Here is a 16171-nt window from a genome sequence, read left to right as displayed (position 1 = left end):
TAACAGTTCTATAATAGAGTGAGTGTTAGAAAACCGTTTACATTACGAGTAATGTTAACTTCTAATGGGGGTATAAAAACGTGGCACAGACGGAAGAATCTAATCAAAGATTCTGGGCAGAATTTCATGGTCCAAATATGGGGTATGTAGAAGAACAATATGATCTGTATAAAACAGATCCAGATGCAGTCGATCATTCCATAAAGGAAATGTTCGATCAGTATGGAAAGCCAAATTGGATATCAAACGATGCAGGAGCAACAGACCTGCCAACAGGTTCTCAAGCTTCCATGCACGATGTGAAAAAACTAACCTCAGCTATGAAACTTGTTGAGGCTATTCGCCGTTTCGGTCATCTAGAAGCGGATATTTATCCAGTAGGTTTACACAAAAATCGTAATTCAAATTTAGTACAGCCTGACACTTATGGATTAAGTGAAGATGATCTAAAACAAATGCCAGCTAGCTGGTTATGGGAAAAGGCACCGAATCACGTTGAAAGCGGCCTTGATGTCCTTCATGAACTTAAAAAATACTATTCTGGTACGATCACATTTGAATATGATCATATTAATAACGAAGCTGAGCGCGCGTGGTTACTTGATCTAATTGAGACAGGTAAGGCACGGCTTGATCTTTCTGATGAAGACAAAAAACAGTTACTTGGACGCTTAGTGGATGTTGAAGGATTTGAAGGCTTCCTACAAAAAACGTTTGTTGGGCAAAAGCGCTTCTCTATCGAAGGATTGGAAGCAATGGTGCCAATGCTTGATCAGATTGTAAAATATGCAACCGAAGATAAAGTTGAAAATATTATGATGGGAATGGCTCACAGGGGTCGACTTTCTGTGTTGGCTCACGTGCTAGGCAAACCGTTTGATAAAATTTTCTCTGAGTTCCATCATTCACCAGACAAAGAATTAGTTCCTTCTGAAGGCTCCATGGGAATTAACTATGGCTGGACAGGTGATGTTAAATACCATTTTGGTGCAAAGAAAGAAGTAAAAAAGGGTGAAGAAACAGCAACCCGTATAACGCTTGCGCATAACCCGTCCCATCTTGAATTTGTTAATCCAGTAGTAGAAGGCTTTGCCCGTGCTGCACAGGATGATCGCTCTAAAGCAGGATACCCGGAGAGAGATTTAAATAAAGCGATTCCAGTATTAATTCATGGGGATGCTGCATTTATTGGGGAAGGCGTAGTTGCGGAAACCTTGAACCTTAGTGGGCTTCCTGGTTATGCCACAGGTGGTAGCTTGCATATCATCGCTAATAACTTAGTTGGGTATACAACAAATCAGGATGATGGACGTTCAACACGTTATGCAAGTGACTTAGCTAAAGGGTTTGAAATACCGATCATTCATGTGAATGCAGATGACCCAATAGCATGTGTCTCTGCAATTAAAATTGCATACGAATATCGAAAGAAATTCAATAAGGACTTTCTCATTGATTTGGTCGGCTACCGCAGATACGGCCATAATGAAATGGATGAACCGAGAACAACCCAACCAGGGCTGTATCAGGACATTGACCAACACCCAACAGCTGCGAATGTGTATGCAGAGGTGTTAAAGGAGAAAGGTGTAATAAAAGAAAAGACCTTTACGAGTATGCTAGAGAATGTAGAAGCGCATCTCAAAGAAATCTACGACGGTATGAAAGAAAATAAAACCGGTAAGGCAGAAGTAAAATGCATGCCAAAAGCGTTGGAAAATACTTTAGAAACATTTGAAACTGCGGTAGAGCTTGAAGTTCTACAAAGTTTGAATAAAGGGTTATTGAAACGTCCAGAAGGTTTTAATGGGTTTAAGAAGCTCGAAAAAATTCTAGACCGTCGTGGTAAGGCTATGGAAGAAGGCGGTAAAGCAGATTGGGGAACAGGTGAAGCTCTGACTTACGCCTCAATACTTCGTGACGGAATCCCCATAAGGCTAACTGGTCAGGACTCCGAACGCGGAACATTTGCGCATAGGCATGTTGTTCTCCATGATGTAGAAACAGATGAGAAGTATAGTCCAATGCATGGAACTGAGGTTGCTAATGCGTCATTTGACATTCGTAATAGCCCATTGTCAGAAGCTGGTGTACTCGGTTTTGAGTATGGTTATAGTGTTCAATCACCAAATACGCTGGTAATCTGGGAAGCTCAGTTTGGAGATTTTGCTAATGCTGCGCAAGTTATTTTTGATCAATTTATTTCCGCTGCACGAGCAAAATGGGGAGAAAAATCGAATATGGTAATGTTATTGCCACATGGTTATGAAGGTCAGGGGCCAGAACATTCCAGTGCAAGGCTTGAACGTTTCTTGCAAATGGCAGGAGAGAATAACTGGATTGTGGCAAATGTTACATCGTCGGCGCAATTTTTCCATTTGCTTCGTAGACAGGCAGCAATGCGCGGTCGTGAAGAAGCAAGACCTTTAATACTCATGACGCCAAAAAGTTTGCTACGTAATCAGCGTGTTTCTTCTGAGCCGAAGGAATTTACAGATGGTAAGTTTGAGCCATTACGACAGCAACCTAATCTTACGCTTAGTAAGAAAAAGGTGAAGCGACTATTAATCGGATCAGGGAAGATAATGGTAGATATAGAAGAGGCAATGGACAATACAGAGGAATCCTTTGATTGGCTAAATGTTCTTCGTTTAGAGCAAATCTATCCATTCCCTAAAGAAGAATTGGAAAAGAAACTAGCAGAATTACCGAATCTTGAAGAAATCGTATGGGTTCAGGAAGAACCGATGAACATGGGTGCCTGGGATTATGTTGATGACTATCTAAGAGATTTATTGAAAAAAGGGCAAGAATTACGCTATATTGGTCGTCCGCATCGGGCTGCTCCTGCAGTAGGGGTACCAAACGTCCACAAAGCAGAACAAAAACAACTTGTACAAAAAGCAATCAACCCGTCTAAAGGAGGAGATTCCAATGAAAGAAATTAAAATACCAGAACTTGCTGAATCAATTACAGAAGGGACAATCGCTGAATGGTTAGTAAAAAAAGGTGACAAGATTGAAAAAGGCGACCCTGTAGTTGAACTAGAAACAGATAAAGTAAATGTGGAAGTAAATGCAGATTATGCAGGTGTCATAACGGAAATCCTTAGAGAAGAGGGCGATGATGTAGAAGTCGGGGATGTTATTGCCAAAGTGGATGAGAACGGCGAAGCTGGCGGGGATCAAGACGAGGAAGAACCAAAAGCGGAAGAAGCTTCAAAAGAGGAAAAGAAGGAATCCCCTAATAAAGAAAGTGACTCGAAAAAGGAAAGTGATTCAAAAAAAGAAGAACCTTCTAAGAGCGAGGAAAAGGATTCATCGTCCACTAAGAGCAGAAACGGCGAAGTTATCGCTTCACCAGCAGCTAGAAAAAGAGCTCGTGAATTGAATATTGATTTAAGCGAGGTCAGCCCTAGAGATCCGCTTGGTCGTGTTCGTCCTGAAGATGTCGAGGCTGCTGCCAAAGGTTCAAGTAAGAAGGAAGAAAAGAAAACAGAAAAGAAAGAAGCAACCTCACAAAAAACCGAGTTTGATAAACCAGTAGAACGAGTGAAGATGTCACGTCGTCGTCAAACCATTGCAAAGCGTCTAGTTGAGGTACAGCATGAAGCTGCGATGCTAACAACTTTCAATGAAGTAGATCTAACAAATGTTATGAAGCTACGCAGTGATCGAAAAGAGAAATTCATTGAAAAACACGGCGTGAAATTAGGCTTTATGTCCTTCTTTACAAAAGCAGTAGTAGGGGCACTAAAAGAATTCCCGTTATTAAACGCTGAGATTCAAGGCAATGAATTAGTCTTAAAGAAATTCTACGATATTGGTATTGCGGTATCCACAGATGACGGACTTGTTGTTCCGGTTGTACGTGATGCAGACCGTCTTGATTTTGCCGGAGTAGAAAAAGAAATTGGTAATCTTGGTAAAAAAGCACGCGACAAAAAACTTGCAATGGAAGAATTGCAAGGTGGTTCCTTCACGATAACAAATGGAGGAACATTTGGTTCCATGCTTTCTACACCAATTCTTAATGCACCACAGGTGGGAATTCTTGGTATGCATAACATTCAAAAGCGAGCTATGGTCATGCCTGATGATTCGATCGAAGTTCGACCAATGATGTACTTGGCTCTATCCTACGATCACAGAATTGTGGACGGTAAAGAAGCTGTTCAATTCCTGGTACGTGTGAAAGAATTACTAGAAGACCCATATGATCTATTACTAGAAGGTTAATTGTTTAATAGGCAAACCCGTCAGCTTAGCTGGCGGGTTTTTTGTGATAGTAGAAAGATTTAAATAAGGTTCTCTCTATTAGAGAAGAAAAATTGTTAATTCGCTGGCGTTTAGGGAATGATTAAGTAAGCTAAGCAAAATTAACAGAAAATATAATCAGTTGATTGACGTCTGACGTCTTGGTACAATATCCATTGTAATAAGGGAAATGAAAACAGTTACATTTAGAAAGGAAGGGTAAAAAACGTGGGAATTATTTTAGGGGTTTTAGCAATAATCGTTGTGCTTGGTTTGGCATTTTTAATGTCTAACGATAAGAAAAATGTTAATTATAAAGGTATTGGAATAATGTTGCTCCTGCAGCTTTTGACAACCTGGTTTATGTTTAGTACCAATATTGGACAGGCCATTATCAATGGAATTGCCGCAGGATTTAACAAACTAATTGAATTTGGTACAGAGGGAGTTAATTTCGTCGTAGGTGGCTTAATGGTCGAAGAAGGAGGAAGCGTATTCTTCTTTAACGTCCTTTTACTTATTATCTTCTTTGCGACCATCTTATCTGTGCTAACTTATTTACGAATTCTACCACCTATCATTAAATACTTTGGCGGGTTAATCTCCAAGATTACAGGTCTTCCCCGTGTTGAATCATTTAATGCCGTAAATAGTATCTTTTTCGGTCAGTCGGAGGCATTAATCGCTATCCGCTCACAATTCCATCACCTGACTGCCAATCGACTTTATATCGTGAGTGCATCAGCGATGGGTTCTGTTTCTGCCTCTATCGTTGGTGCATACTTACAAATGCTTCCACCAGAGTATGTTTTAGTCGCACTTCCTCTTAATATGTTTAGTGCGCTTATGCTTGCATCCATTATTGCACCTGTAAAAGTGCCAAAGGAAGAGGACAAAGTTGATGTAAAAAATGTGACAAATGATAAAAGTATCTTTGAAGCAATGGGGAATGGTGCACTAGAAGGTGGTAAAATTGCCCTTATCGTAGCAGCAATGCTTATTGCATTCATTGCATCACTTGAATTAGTTAACTGGATCATTAGTTTTTCAGGTTTAACATTACAGGAACTACTTGGTTATGTTCTTTATCCAATCGGGATACTTATGGGAATTTCTCCGGATGAAGTACTCAGAGCAGGTTCCGTAATGGGTACAAAGATTGTCACAAACGAATTTGTTGCCATGCTTGAATTTCAACCAATGATTGCTGAAATGTCAGAGAAAACAGTCGGAATTGTATCTGTATTCCTAACTAGCTTTGCTAACTTCTCCTCCATCGGAATCATCGCAGGTACCGTAAAAGGAATTGACAGTGAAAAGGCAGTAAGCGTATCAGGGTTTGGATTGAAACTACTCATCGGAGCAACACTCGCATCCATCCTATCCGCAACAGTAGTAGGGCTATTCCTATAAGATGTATTTTTGTAGCGGTATGCAAATTATTTTATGAAGCGCAAAAGCATCCTAAAATAAGACAGGCGTCCATTTAATTTCAAATGGATGCCTTTTTTTACTTTCATTTTGCCCCGGTTTTTAATACCATAGTAGAGACTGTATAAAATCTTAAGAAGCTTTATGAATATAAAGAACTGCGATAATATATCACAACTTTAACCAGATAATATCAGAAGTATTGGTTCTTGCAAGGAGAATCAGATTTTTTCCAAATTGTACATAGACCATTACCTAGGAACATCCCAGAGCATCCAAGTGATTGATATGAATTCATTTGGAAGAAAAACGAAAACCAAGTTACCTAGAGCGAAAGACGGCGACTCCTGTGGGAATAGCATGAGACTTGAGACCCCACAGCATGAAGGAGCAAAGGCTAAAACAGCCACCTCCTGTGGCAACGCCTTCGTGACCAACCTCCTGTTGGCCCGAGGCTCAAGCCATGCCCCACGGAAAGCGTCCGTCTGTAGTGAAAGGTAACGGCGTTTAACCGTCTTTGCACTTCAAAAATGTAAGAGAAAATAGGCAAAAAATGAGTGCCTAAATATACTATACGAGGAGAACATAGCATGAAAAACAAACGAATCCTATTTACTGGTGGAGGCACTGCAGGGCATGTAATCGTCAACCTAGCCTTGATCCCTTACTATCAGGGAGAAGGGTATGAGATTGATTATATTGGCTCAAATAATGGTATAGAACGCAATCTAATAACGCAGCTCGATGGGGTCAGTTACCATCCGATTTCCACAGGTAAGCTTAGAAGATACATTTCCAAAGAAAACATAAAAGACCCGTTCAAAGTACTGAAAGGTGTTGCACAGGCAGCGCGCATCATGAAAAAACGAAAACCTTCGGTTATTTTTTCAAAAGGTGGTTTTGTTTCCGTACCGGTAGTCTTAGCAGCAAAACTGAGAAGAATCCCAGTCGTTATTCACGAATCTGATTATACACCAGGTCTTGCGAATAAAATCGCGATCCCTTTCGCACGTAAGGTATTGGCAACTTTTCCAGAGACAATGGAATATTTACCAAAAGAAAAGGCAGAGTATGTTGGTGCAGTCATTCGTGACGAATTATTTGAAGGGAAAAAGGAAGCTGGCCTGGCATTTGCAGGTCTTTCATCGGATAAACCTGTTCTACTTATCATGGGTGGTAGCGGTGGTTCACAGAAAATAAATGAAACTATTAGGAATTCGCTCGATCACTTACTTGAAACCTTCCACATTATTCATATCTGTGGAAAAGATAAGGTAGATCCTGCTTATAAAAGAAATGGATACGTTCAATTTGAATATGTTAATGAAGAACTGAAAGATGTTTTCGCAGCAACTGATTACGTTCTTTCCCGTGCAGGCTCAAATGCTATCTTTGAATTCCTCGCATTACGAATTCCCATGTTGCTAATCCCATTATCTAAAGAGGCAAGTAGGGGCGACCAAATTATTAATGCCCAATCCTTTGTTAAAAAGCGCTATGCAAGAGTGTTAGAAGAAGAGAAACTGACAAGTGAAACGCTAACTCATGAACTAAATCAATTAAAAGAATATTCCGCTATTATGACAGATACCATGAAGGAATATAAAAGTGAAAAGGCACGAGATCGAGTCATTGAAATAATCGGTGAAGTGCAAAGATAATAATGTAATGTCGTAAAGTATGAAAGAGCCAACGGAATTCGATATGAAATTCGAATAATCGTTGGCTTTTTTTCTAACAGATTATATTTGAATCGGCCCGACTTATTGAATAGTACCAAAATGGACTAGGTTAACATCGACTTGAAAATCTACAGTTATTTCAGGGAATTTCTCTCTCCACTCTTCCGTAGTCAGCTTGTTATTATTTTTTATTCTGTATAATCTCCCATAACCAATAGGATCTGCATTGAGTTCTTGTACCTTTTTAAATAGTGTCTCATATTTTTTCTTAATTGCTTTCCCCAATTCTTCTTCTATAACCTTTGCCACCTTTTCATCTTTGATAACAACCTCCTCAGAGGCTTCATGTAAATCCACATCAATATCTACTTTCGAGCGAAAGCCGAGTTGTTCTGGGTCGGTTAATTTGCTTGTTGTTTCTCCTTTAATTCCAATTCGTACATACATATTTTCGCTGTCCGGATCTATCGGTTCCGTATCTCCTAGATACTTTTCCAATGGAGCTCTGGGGATTTCTAATTCAAGTGGTGCAAAGCCGACATGCTTTTGTGTCATATTTAGAAGAAGAGCTTCATCTAATGTAATATCGCCGACATATTTATCACCACGAAATATTCCCAAGGCGGCAAGTTGTGGAGCATCATCATCCATTGTGATAACAGGAAGAAAAGGGTCCTGTCCTACATCAAAATATATATGTGTGAAATCATGCAACGCTACTTCGGGAATGGAGTCTTCCAAACCCTCCTGTCTTATTAACCCGTGAAGGAATTGTCCTATGTCCATGGTCGTATCTGACTGGCCTACTTGTAGTATTTCTTTTGCCGTCGTATCACTAATCGCAAGCAACATAGTATCTGAAACTTTGGCATCTCGTGTTAGGGTATTTAGATAGTTTATTATTCCCTTTTGTGCAATTTCTTTTCCGTATAATTCTAGACGGATTTGACCCGGGGTTAAAGCAAAGCTTGATTTGTTGTTTGCTTGCTCACGAGCTTCTTTAATCGTGTGTCCTGTACCTGATAATGTCTTAGAGACCATGTCTGTTTGAGCATTAAATTGAAAAATGATCAAGGTGGTTTCGAGTTCGCTTGGTTTCTCTTCTGAAATATCTACGCCTCGCGTGTGGATAATCCCTAATTTTTCCAGCTGGGTTGAATCAACACAGGAAGTAAGCAGACAAAGAGTGATGCAAAGGAAGAAGAGTCTTTTAAGCCTCATTCTTTTCACCCCTTTTTCGTTGTTTCCATTTTTTCTTTATTAGCACTAATGGTAATAATAAAAATGGATATACATACACTAGCCAAAATCCCAATTCATTTATCTTATCTATTATCCATTGAATTTGAAAATGTTCATCTAGTAACCAACAACCAATTAGCAGAGGAATTGCAAGTGCATAAATAGATACTTTTTGAGGTAGCTTGTAAATTCGTTTGATCCCATAAGTTGCCCCCCACAAAAGTAGTATAATATTCGGAATGATAACCATCATCCATTCTGCTACTACCACAAAATCCAATCTTTCAATAAAGGAAAACTGCTGAAACTTAAATAGTGATAGAAGCGTCCACTCACGTCTAGCCACTTGCTCTCCGTTAAAAAATCCGAGCGTTATGATGGTTGTAATCATAACGAGTAAACCAGACCAGATTGCTGCCATATATATAGGGAAATGCATTCCTTTTTTATTCTGAATAAAAGGGTAAATTAAAAACAGGATTTCAATACCAAAAAACGTATAGGACGTGGCTCGAGCGCCTTTTAATAAATCGGGCATGGGGGTTTGAAACATTGGAAGAAAATGATCCCAATCTATTTGAACAGCAGGTTCAATCAATAAAAGCAATAACCAATGGGTAAGAATAAAAAATAAAAAGCAAACCCCAACCATGATACGTAAACCGCCCAATGTACTATATACAGCCAATATAATCATAAGTAATCCCATTACTAGAGGACTGAGGGTTGGAAAGATAAAAATCCTGACAACCTCTATATACGTAATGAGTACGGAAAAAAGGGTAGCGATAAAGTATATAATATAGACACTGCTTATTAGGTTGCCGAGCCATTTACCGAACAGGTCACGATGTATACCAAAGATATCTGCATTGTCATACTGCTTTAAAATGAAGATCATGACAAAAAGGACAACCAAAATATAAGAGGTAGCGATAAGAACAGATATCCACGAGTCTGCTCCAGCCTCTAGATAAATAAACCTTGGTACCCCCATTACCCCCACACCTAACTGTAAGGAAGTGATAATGAAGAATAGGTAAAATGCGCGAATACTTATATTAGATTTTACTTTCACGTTTATATCCAATCTATCACCTACTCGTCAATATCTTTTTTCTCATGTGCCTTTTTCTTATTAAATCGAACCCTATCTTTAGGTCGGAAAGAAAGAAATCTTTTACCCTGAAATTGTTGGGGAAATCGAATGAGTACTTTGTTGAGATCCACCATACGGAACGGATAAATTGGCGTAAGATAAGGTCTTCCGAGAGAAGTCAGTCTTAATAAATGAATGATTAGAAAGCTGATACCAAAGACAATTCCCATAATGCCTAAAATACCGGCTAGTATAATCATAGGGAATCGCAATACCCGAATAGAAGTCCCCATTAAATAACTAGGTGCGGTAAAGGAAGCGAGCGCACTAATCGTAATAAAGATGATCAAAATATTACTTGTAATCCCTGCTTGTACGGCTGCAGTTCCTACGACCACACCACCCACAATACCAATGGTTTGACCCACCTTCGTTGGGAGCCTAGCACCTGCTTCACGTAATAATTCTATTAAGAGCTCAAGAAGCAGTGCCTCAAATATAGGTGGAAAAGGGACATTTGCCCTAGATTGTCCAATTGAGATAAGGAGCTGTGTGGGAATAAGTTCATAATGAAACGTTACAGATGCAACATACATGGGCGTGAGCATAACAGATATAAACATAGAAATAAAGCGCAAAATTCTTAGGAATGATCCGGCATTCCAACGCATATATAAATCCTCAGTAGATTCAAAAAAACTGAAAAATGTTGTGGGTGCTAATATTGCCGCGGGGCTGTTTTCCACAATTACGCCAATACGTCCCTTATTAATTGCATAGGAAGCACGATCCGGTAGCTCTGTTGAATAGAACTGTGGAAATATCGTGAGAGAGGAGTCCTCTACATATTGCATGAGTACATTCGCATCCTCTACCTCATCAACCTCAAGGTCCTGAAGACGCTGTCGCATTGTGTTAACGTCTGTTTCGTTTGCAACGGACTTTAAATAAATAAGCCTTGCTTCCTTTGGTGTCCTTTTTCCTAACATAATCTTTTCAAAAACGAGATCTGGAGAGCGCATTCGCCAACGTAATATATTTAAGTTCGTAACCAAAGATTCAGTGAAAGCAACCTGTGGACCAATAACAACAGACTCAGTTTCGGCTTTGGTTAGAGATCTCTGTTCAATGTTTAGCATTAAATAGGAGACTACTTGTTTTTCTCCTTCAACATAAACAAATACATGCCCATTGATTAGATTCGTCAACAATTCTTCCAACTTGTCCATCTTCTGGCCTGTGTTCAAGGGTACTTCATTCAATATTGTTTCAACGGTCCACTCTTTTTGGGAGTCCAGAAGAGTTTTGAGCAGCATATTTTCTATTCTCTCTGAATTCACTTGGTAGGAAAGATAAAAAACAGCAAGCTTTTGGCCTGAGTGTTCAAAGATGGAAAAGCTTAGATCAGTACTATTCTCAAACTGGTCTTCTAGAGTCTGTTTTAACTTTTCCGCCTTAATGGGAAAGAATGAATTGGTGGCTTTTCTTTTAGCTTTTTTCATAATTCCTCCCGTAATCGTCCAGTGCTAATAATTTATCCCGGTGCAACTGGCCGTAAGACTCCCACTTCAAAACATGAAGTGAAACTAGTTTTGAGTGGGAATAAACGGACGCTTACAACCCGATTCGTTCAACTAACAATCAGTGGGAGGAGAATGAGAACCCCCACTGATTGAAGTTTCACTTTATGAAGATAGTATGTGAGGAAAAACTACTATCTATGTGCAATATCTTATAGTTCACTTGAATGAAATGTTTAGTAGGCTAAAGACTCATTTTTTAGAAAATTCCAATTAAATGTTGTTTGTTTTTGTCGGTTCCTGTATCATAAAAGCTAAGGAAATAGTGAGGGGTGAGGATTTGAGTGAAATAATCCGTAATTGTCGATTGTGCAAAGAGCCAATGGAAAGTAGTCCATTTATGATGTGCCCTGCCTGCCTTACTGAGAGTGATCGAGTCCAGAGTTTTATTAGAAAGCACCCGCTAGCTTCGATGCAGGAGATATCTTGCTCGACCAAGGTTCCTTCCGTTAAATTAGAAAAAATGCTCCATCTTGGAATTCGTATCAAACGTGAGAGCACCCATTTATAACTCTGTGTTTTTAGGAGATTTCTAGAATGGACTTCCAGTTTAAAAAGAAATTGACCCAAAAATTAAAAAAGAATTGACTTTAAATTTTCCTAATACTATAATTATTGAGAACAAATAAACCAAAGGAGGTCATGATGATGAAAAACATCATTCAAACAACGCAACTTAATCCAACTAAATATGTGACCTCTACCGTATTTTGCGGAAAAGTATTCTAACTTTTTACATACTTCTTTGTAGATATCAAAGGTCACAACTGTCTGTGGCCTTTTTGTTTTTGGGATAGGTATGTTACTGCGTATCCCATCGTAAGCATGTGTCGTCATAGGCGCATGCTTTTTTGCACGTTAGAAAAGTATAAAATTTTAGCTAGGAAGCAATGACGACATAGTTAAAATTTTGAAGTCCCAAGTATAAGGGAAACGTACACATTCGCTAAAGACAAGCGAATGCGAGTTTTTCTAATTGTCATTACAAAGAGTTGTAAGGAATACGAGTAGAGGATCTTTTATTTAAAAGATTACATCGGTAACGAACAAATCAAAAAGTTGTTGGAAATTAAAGAGAGATTAGAAGGTGATGGAATGTTTCAGGTCTTTAAAAAATTAGACTGGTTTTTTAAGCATTATTGGAAACGCTATTTATTTGCAATTTTAGCGCTCATTGTAGCAAGTGCAATAGGTCTTATACCGCCTAAATTAGCTGGGTATACAATTGATCAGATTCAATTCGATTCGATGACAACCCAACTTTTAACCGCATTAATAATTGGATATTTACTTTTAATTATCATCCATTATGCCATTTCATTTTTATGGGATTATACACTATTTAGCGGAGCAGTTATCCTAGAACGCTGGAGTAGAAGCAACTTAATGGATCATTTTACTAAGATGACGCCAACGTTTTTTGGGAAATACCGCACAGGTGACCTTATGGCTAGAAGTACCAATGATTTAAAAGCCATTAGTCTTACAGCGGGATTTGGTGTTTTAACATTAGTGGATTCATCGGTTTTCATGCTAATGCTTGTAGCCATGATGGGATTTACGATTAGCTGGAAGCTCACTCTTGCTGCATTGCTTCCGTTGCCAATCATGGCAGTGATTATGAATAAATATGGAGCTGTCATCCATGCACGGTTTACCAAAGCCCAGCAAGCGTTTGGAGAAATGAATAATGATGTTCTCGAGTCAATTCGAGGGGTACGGGTAATTCGTGCTTTTGTACAGGAAAAACAGGATTTAAAGCGATTTAAGAACATGACAGATGATGTCTATGTGAAAAACATGGAGGTTGCTAAGATTGATGCGCTTTTTGAGCCAACCATGAAAATTCTTGTAGGGCTTTCTTATACAATTGGACTTGGGTATGGTGCCTTTTTGGTTTTTGATAATCAAATGACGCTTGGTGATCTCGTGACCTTTAACGTATATTTAGGAATGTTAATTTGGCCGATGTTTGCGGTGGGTGAGCTTATTAATATACTACAGCGGGGGAATGCATCGCTTGATAGAGTGAATGAGACAACAGGTTATAAGGCTGATGTCTCAGATCCGATAACACCAAAAACCGTAGATGCAGTGGAATCACTTGTTTTTGAAGGGGTGACGTTTTCCTATCCAGGAACAGAAACAAAGCAACTGAACAATCTTTCATTAAACGTAAAACGTGGCGATACCATTGGGATTGTCGGAAAAACTGGTGCAGGGAAAACGACGCTTTTCAAATTACTCCTAAGGCAATACCCTGGCATGCAAGGAAACATAAAAGTTGCAGACGTAGATTTAGAGGAACTTTCACTTGCCCAAATTCGTTCTTGGATCGGCTATGTTCCACAAGACCAAATGATGTTTTCTAAATCTATCCGAGAGAATATCCAATTCGGTAAATCGGACGCAACGGACACCGAAATCTTCCGTGTGATGGAGTTAGCACACTTCCTTAATGACATGAAACAACTTCCAAATGGTTTAGATACACAGGTTGGAGAAAGTGGTGTAACGCTATCAGGTGGTCAAAAGCAACGAGTAGCTTTAGCGCGAGCCTTTATTAAAGATCCGGAAATCCTCATATTGGATGATTCCATGTCCGCGGTTGATGGTAAAACAGAAGCAAATATTATTGAACATTTACGTAGAGAAAGAAAAAATAAAACGACCTTTATAGCTGCACATCGTATGTCTGCTGTAACACATGCCGACCACATTATTGTACTTGATAATGGCGAAATCGTGGAACAAGGGTCCCATGCAGAACTTATGTTAACAGATGGCTGGTATAAGCAGCAGTATGTCCAACAGCAGCTTGCAAAGGCAGGGGTGAAAGAATAATGAAGCAAAGTACAGAGAAACGACTGTTTCAATACGCATTACAATATAAAAAAGGTATTATCATTGGCTTTATCTGCTTAATTATTGCCGTATCGCTTGAACTTGCTGGTCCTTTAATAGCCAAGAGAGTAATTGATGATCATATTCTTGGAGTGGAAGGGACCTGGCAGGAGGTGGAATCGCAAAATGATAAGCAAACAGCGTCTTATAATGGCCAGTATTACAAACGGGTTGATAGGTTGGAAGGTTCTGACCAGACAATTGAAAACCCCGTAACGATATTTCAAATTGGTACCACTTACTATTTTGTTGCGGAAGAAATTCCACTTGAAGGAAAACGGACTGTCGATGGGGAGACAATCACAATCACGACAAGCTCTGGAGAAGATACCTTTACAGGTGAAAAATTATCGCTAACTGAAGTGTATCCGTTTTTTAAACCGGAGCAGGGACCAATCATGTGGCTGCTTGGATTATATGTCGCATTACTATTTATTGCTGGTTTCTTTCAATTTTATCAAACCTTTCTTTTACAGAAATCGTCCAATCAAATTGTTCGGAAGATGCGAAACGATCTATTCGCCCACACTCAACGTATACCTGTTAACTATTTTGTTGATCAACCGGCTGGGAAAGTAGTGGCGAGGATCACGAATGATACAGAAGCTATTCGCGACTTGTATGAGCGTGTGCTGTCTATTGTACTAACAAGCATTATATATATGGCAGGAATATTTGTCGCATTGTTTATTCTTGATGCAAAGCTAGCTCTTATGTGCCTGTTCATTATCCCACTTATATTTGGTTGGATGAAGCTATATAAGCATTTTGGCAGCAAGTATAATAAAGTTATCCGTTCCACAATAAGTGAAATTAATGGGAACATAAGTGAAGCGATTCAAGGAATGCCGATTATTCAAGCGTTTAGTAGAGAGAAGAAGACAAAAGAAGAATTTGAGGTGCTTAACAATAGGCATTTTACCTATCAACGAAAGCTAGTTAAGCTAAGTGCGCTAACCTCTTATAATCTTGTTACCGTGTTTCGAAATTTAGCTTTCGTAGCTTTTATTTGGTATTTTGGTTCCGCTTCATTAGATCCGACAAGTATTATATCTATAGGGATGCTCTATGCGATTGTTGATTATCTAACAAGATTATTTGAACCTGTAACCGATATAGTGAATCAGCTACCGCTTATCGAACAGGCACGTGTCGCTGGCGGAAGAGTTTTTGAATTACTAGACCATCCTGGTGAAAACGTGAAGGATGATAATGTATCACGCTATCGGGGAAATATTTTATTTGATCACGTATCATTTGCTTATAATGAGAAGGATTATGTTTTGAACGATATCTCCTTTTCAGTGAAGGCTGGTCAGACAGCAGCCTTTGTTGGCCATACAGGGTCTGGTAAAAGCTCTATTATGAATTTGCTTTTCCGTTTTTATGATCCACAGAAGGGCTCCATTACGATTGACGGGAAGTCGACACAGGAGTGGTCAAGGCAGCAGGTGAGAAGTCATATGGGAATTGTATTACAGGACCCGTTCTTATTTACTGGCACTATCCTTTCTAATGTGACGATGAATGATCCTCATATTAGCAGGGAAGCAGCCATAAATGCTTTAAAAGCAGTGGGAGCCGACCGCTTTATTGAAAAGCTGCCGAACCGTTATGATGAAAAGGTCACAGAAGGAGGAGGCACCTTTTCGCTTGGTGAAAGACAACTATTATCATTTGCTAGAGCATTGGCGTTTGATCCGGCCATCTTAATTTTGGATGAAGCAACTGCGAATATTGATACGGAGACAGAAAACGTCATTCAGCAAGCCTTGGAAGTATTGAAGCAAGGAAGAACAACGCTTGTTATCGCACATAGACTTTCGACTATACAGCAAGCAGATGTTATATTTGTATTAGACCGCGGTACGATAAAGGAACAGGGGAACCATAATAGTCTCCTACAGCAACAAGGTGCCTACTATCAAATGTATCAAATGCAACAAGGGATACTTGAAGAAACCGCAGGATAGGAA

General features: G+C 39.3%; 9 protein-coding genes. 6 read left to right on the top strand and 3 right to left on the bottom strand.

All coding sequences use genetic code 11. From position 1 onward, the window contains the following. The first annotated feature begins 80 nt into the window (after positions 1-80). From K3T81_RS05130 to K3T81_RS05115, 4 genes are all read left to right on the top strand, one after another. The gene (locus tag K3T81_RS05130) at positions 81-2948 is read left to right on the top strand and encodes a 2-oxoglutarate dehydrogenase E1 component (protein ID WP_238018651.1); all 2868 of its coding nucleotides are present in this window, start codon (positions 81-83) and stop codon (positions 2946-2948) included. Next, entirely contained in the window at positions 2935-4239 is a 1305-nt protein-coding gene (gene odhB / locus K3T81_RS05125) for a 2-oxoglutarate dehydrogenase complex dihydrolipoyllysine-residue succinyltransferase (protein ID WP_238018649.1), read from the top strand. Before K3T81_RS05130 ends, odhB begins: the two co-directional genes overlap by 14 nt. A 246-nt stretch (positions 4240-4485) precedes the next feature. Further along, positions 4486-5670, top strand: coding sequence for a NupC/NupG family nucleoside CNT transporter (locus K3T81_RS05120; RefSeq protein ID WP_238018647.1), 1185 nt, complete (start codon positions 4486-4488; stop codon positions 5668-5670). A gap of 608 nt (positions 5671-6278) precedes the next feature. Next, positions 6279-7349, top strand: coding sequence for an undecaprenyldiphospho-muramoylpentapeptide beta-N-acetylglucosaminyltransferase (locus K3T81_RS05115; RefSeq protein ID WP_238018645.1), 1071 nt, complete (start codon positions 6279-6281; stop codon positions 7347-7349). A gap of 102 nt (positions 7350-7451) precedes the next feature. Here the strand turns inward: K3T81_RS05115 and K3T81_RS05110 are convergent, their stop codons facing one another. The 3 genes from K3T81_RS05110 to K3T81_RS05100 are packed head-to-tail and all read right to left on the bottom strand — an operon-like array spanning position 7452 to position 11213. Further along, positions 7452-8591, bottom strand: a complete 1140-nt coding sequence (locus tag K3T81_RS05110; RefSeq protein WP_238018644.1) for a Ger(x)C family spore germination protein — start codon at positions 8589-8591, stop codon at positions 7452-7454. Then, positions 8581-9702 (bottom strand): GerAB/ArcD/ProY family transporter, encoded by a 1122-nt coding sequence (locus K3T81_RS05105; protein WP_238018642.1) that lies wholly within the window; start codon positions 9700-9702, stop codon positions 8581-8583. The genes K3T81_RS05110 and K3T81_RS05105 overlap by 11 nt, the downstream gene beginning before the upstream one ends. 8 nt (positions 9703-9710) lie before the next feature. Further along, the gene (locus K3T81_RS05100; protein ID WP_238018640.1) at positions 9711-11213 is read right to left on the bottom strand and encodes a spore germination protein; all 1503 of its coding nucleotides are present in this window, start codon (positions 11211-11213) and stop codon (positions 9711-9713) included. A gap of 1173 nt (positions 11214-12386) precedes the next feature. Here K3T81_RS05100 and K3T81_RS05095 point away from each other — a divergent pair. Together K3T81_RS05095 and K3T81_RS05090 are read left to right on the top strand one after the other, a co-directional pair. Further along, a complete protein-coding gene (locus K3T81_RS05095; RefSeq protein ID WP_238018638.1) occupies positions 12387-14135 on the top strand; it encodes an ABC transporter ATP-binding protein in 1749 nt (582 codons plus the stop codon). Beyond that, entirely contained in the window at positions 14135-16168 is a 2034-nt protein-coding gene (locus K3T81_RS05090; protein WP_238018636.1) for an ABC transporter ATP-binding protein, read from the top strand. Before K3T81_RS05095 ends, K3T81_RS05090 begins: the two co-directional genes overlap by 1 nt. Positions 16169-16171 lie beyond the last annotated feature (3 nt).

Source organism: Oceanobacillus jordanicus (assembly GCF_022095695.1).
Taxonomy (GTDB): domain Bacteria; phylum Bacillota; class Bacilli; order Bacillales; family Amphibacillaceae; genus Oceanobacillus_B; species Oceanobacillus_B jordanicus.
Note: the sequence above shows the minus strand (reverse complement) of the source record. Positions and strands in the feature narration are given on the sequence as shown.